This window comes from Oleiphilus sp. HI0123 (genome assembly GCF_001635315.1).
The window spans coordinates 1-3,978 of the sequence record NZ_LWGE01000436.1 but is presented as its reverse complement, the minus strand read 5'-3'; the positions used below and the strand labels follow the sequence as shown (position 1 = coordinate 3,978).

The following is a 3,978-nucleotide window of genomic DNA, read 5'->3' as shown; positions in this document are numbered from 1 at the left end:
GAAGTTGCTTAACTCTGTGATGATTTGTTCGCGCTTTGCGGAGTTGTTCTTTTTAAGTTGATTCTGTTCGTCAAAAAAAGCATGGCAAGGTTCGTAAGCCTTGTCGGCCGCTTCTTTAAAGCGCTGCCATAACGATTGGTCTGAAGCACCACCCAAGGTTTTCCATTCCTTTTGCATTGCTTTGATTCGATCGGCTTTATCGCGTGGCTCGATATGTGTGTCGACGAGACGCTCCATTGATTCGCACAGCGCCAGTTGGCGAGGGTTTGATGCATAACCCTGCCAGTCGCGCAGGTCGTTCAACTGGTTAATTCTGAGGTTGAGCATGTTGTGATACTGGTCACTTTGCTTGCTTCCCAGCTTACTGATTTGTCGCTGGATATCTTTGAGTAAAGAGTTGGATTTTTTTAGCTGTTTATCTTCCAAAGACTTGTCGAGTTGCGTGACTAATTGGGAAATCTTGCTTTCAATCTCTTTAGTGTTCTCAGCGACCTGTTGCTTAATTTCAGCAGAATGCCCCAGCGCTTCATTGCTTTGGGAAATAACTTCTGGTTGTGCGTAATCTTTCGGCCAATTTACCTGCTTAAGAAGCTTACGAATTCTTTGGTTGAGCGTATCGAGTTGCGTGCTGTCTTTTTTACCCTGTTTGCTAAGTTCGTCGATCGATTCCTTTAGCTCGGGCTCAGCTTCTTTCAAGAGCGTAAGCGCTTTATAGTACTGACGAATCTCACTCATTAATACTTGATAGTGCTTTGCCTTGTTCTTCTCGACTTTTACATTGCGAGTGACTTCGAGCCAGCGGTTTTCCTGAGTTTTGATTAGCGCGTCAATTGCAGAGATATCATGAAATGAGGGGACCTCTGTGGTGAAGCGCTTAAGTGTTTCAGACAATGTATACAAAGTCGCTTCTTGCTCATCACCACCGGTTTGGATTAAGCGCTCCTGTTCTTCTGCTTCGAGCTTTTCTTGGGCAATTTTATCAATTCTTGCTTGGCACTCAGCTTGGTAGTGAGCAAATTCTTTGCGTTGTGTTTCGTTAGCACTGAAGCTAACTGCCGCCCAACGTTTGCTTAGGTTAAAAAGCTTGGCATCGTAGTGCTGAAGAACCTCGGTTTTTGCGAGGGCGGTAATGTCTGCTAGTGCTTTCTCTATATCTTGTTGCTGTTGACTTCGTTCAGCGATCTGATTGCGGATAGTGGCAAGCTTGGACTTGGCTATATGATAAACCGATTTGTCCTTACCCTTTGCCTGACTCAGCAGTGTGCTTAAGTCTGCTTCTGTTTCGATAAGCTCAGCAGCGGCTTGTCGGAGTTTTGCCATTTTTGCTTTTACTGCAATTTCTAGCAGTGATTGCTTATCTTCAATCCGAGCCAAACCGCTTAGGAAAGCATCTGCCTGATTCGACTTAATGATCATTTGAGTAAGTATTTTATTGTCAGTAATTAGGTCGAAAATACTCAATGACTGAGCGTTAGCCAGCTCGTATAACTTTTCTTCAATTAGAGGCTTTAGTTCGTCTTTAGACTGCGCGTGAAGCGTGATCAGTGCTTGAGGGTCAGTTAAGCGTGATGTGGCGCTTTTTCTGACGGCTACTTGTTCATCGTTTTGTGCAAGCTGAAGTAATATTTGATGATCTTCATTCTGGCCAGGGTTGAGCTCTTTGATTGCTTCAAGTCTGGTTGCTGTATGCTTGCTTTGCCATTTTGGTTTGAATAGCTTGGAAAGAAAAGTAGCCATGCTGGTATCTCGCTTATCTCTGTTTTTAATAATGCTCTTGTAAAGTGTTAGTCCTTTCGAAAAAGGAAACCGTTTTGTCTTAAGACTTTGAGAGTGCGAAAAGTCGAATTCCTACTGACATTGTTGACATAGGAATCTGCTGTTTTTCACGTTATAGTCTTAATTAACTGAACGAGCTTGGATATATTTAAACTCGTTCCAAATGTTGCACCCTGAGGCTTTTGTTAGCTTCAAGAGAGCAATAGGCTCGGGCATTCTAGCGCAGCCTCGCGTAAAAATCTCCACTATTCTCTGGTATTTAGCGGGATTCATTACGTGACGAGAGCCGTATAGGGCCAATATTGAAAAGAGTCGCAGGGCTTTATGGAAAAACGTGATAAATGAAGAGAGAAGCAGATCTCCAAAGTGTTAAAAATAAAGCCGTAGATCTTCTATCTCGTCGCGAGCATAGTGAACATGAGCTGCGCGAAAAGCTGCAAGGTAAGGGATATGAAGAGGCTCTGGTGGAACAGGCAGTTCAGTCGATGCTAGACGCTGGCTACTTGAGTGACGAACGATATGTGAGAATGATTATTCGTAGCAGCTATGAGAAGGGGCATGGGCCACAGAAAATACGTTTCAAGTTACAGCAAAAGGGTGTGAAGTCTTCAATGGTGAATGAGGGCTTTGAAGCGTTTGAGGGTGACTGGTTTGCCTTGGCTCAGTCTTTACGATTACGAAAATTTAGAGAGCCGCTCAATGATAAAGATCGGGCGCTTTACTACAAAAAGAAGTCTCGACAAATGCGCTTTCTAGCTGGACGAGGTTTTACGATGGATCAGATATCCTTTGCGTTTGAAGTGCATGAAGATGATGAACAATATTTTGTGTAACTCGCCAATAGATTAATAAATAAGAACAATATTTATAACAAGAGGATGTAGCAAATGATCTCAACCATGATGGATCAGCCTTTAACCATAACTTCAGTGATGGAGTTTGCTGACAAAATTTATCCCCAGCAAGAGATTGTCTCGGTTACCGCAGATCAAGCAAGCTTTCGCTATACCTATGCAGAAGCTTTTCAACGAACGCGTCAGTTAGCTAATGCGCTAAAAGGCTTGGGTTTAAAGCAGGGTGATGTGGTTGCAACGATGGCTTGGAATGATCATCGGCATCTCGAACTTTACTATGCGATTTCCTGTTCAGGTATGGTTTGCCATACGATTAATCCGCGCTTATTTGATGAACAGATTGAATACATTGTTGAACATGCTGAAGATCAATGGCTATTCGTTGACTCCTTATTTGTACCTAAGCTAGAGCAGTTACAAGAGAAAATGCCCAATGTGAAAGGTTTTGTCGTATTGACCTCAGAGGCGAAAATGCCTGAAACCTGTTTACGCAATGTCCAGTGTTACGAAACGCTTATAGCTAAATACGAACCAGAATTTGACTGGCCTGAGCTCGAAGAATCCACAGCTTCTGCCTTGTGCTATACCTCAGGTACTACTGGTAACCCAAAGGGGGTTGTCTATAGTCACAGGTCAACAGTTCTTCATAGTTATGCCAGTAGCTTACCGGATGCCTTTGGCCTTTCGCGCCAGGACGTGGTGATGCCGATTGTTCCCATGTTTCATGTTAATGGCTGGGGGATCGTTTATTCAGCTCCCATGGCTGGCGCAAAATTAGTGATGCCAGGTCCTAAAATGGCTGACGGTGAGACTCTGACCAAATTAATCAATGACGAAAAAATATCGATGTCGGCAGGCGTTCCGACAGTGTGGTTGGCCCTGCTTGCCTATTTGGGTCAAAGTGGTGAGTCAATTGACAGTCTCAAACGTGTGACGGTGGGAGGAGCCGCGTGTCCACTTTCAATCTTTAAAACCTTCAAAGACAAGCACAATGTAGATGTAGAGCATGCTTGGGGAATGACCGAGATGAGTCCGCTCGGCACTTATAACAAAATGTCAGCGGCTGATTTTGAGTTGCCGGAAGAAGCGTTTACTGAAGCCTTATTACGTCAGGGGCGTCCTATTTTCGGAGTCGACCTACGTATCGTTGATGAAGCTGGGAAGGAATTGCCTTGGGATGGAAAAAGTGCTGGTGCCGTGCAGGTGAGGGGGCCATTTATTACACAGGGCTACCATAAGTTGGAGGGTGAATTTGCTCCGGGTGGTTGGTTCGAAACAGGTGATGTAGCCTATTTGGATACCGAATCACGAATGCAAATTACTGACCGGACCAAGGATATTATTAAAT

3 protein-coding genes are annotated in these 3,978 nt (G+C 44.1%); 2 read left to right on the top strand and 1 reads right to left on the bottom strand.

Annotated features, from left to right (window positions below; genetic code table 11):
* On the bottom strand, positions 1-1,737 hold a 1,737-nt coding region (locus tag A3761_RS04145; RefSeq protein ID WP_156491585.1), incomplete at its 3' end, for a DUF349 domain-containing protein.
* A gap of 380 nt (positions 1,738-2,117) precedes the next feature.
* Between A3761_RS04145 and A3761_RS04140 the strand changes: the two genes are divergently transcribed.
* Together A3761_RS04140 and A3761_RS04135 are read left to right on the top strand one after the other, a co-directional pair.
* Entirely contained in the window at positions 2,118-2,609 is a 492-nt protein-coding gene (locus A3761_RS04140; RefSeq protein WP_068553528.1) for a regulatory protein RecX, read from the top strand.
* A gap of 54 nt (positions 2,610-2,663) precedes the next feature.
* The coding region (locus A3761_RS04135) for an AMP-binding protein (RefSeq protein ID WP_068749870.1) at positions 2,664-3,978 on the top strand (1,315 nt) is incomplete at its 3' end.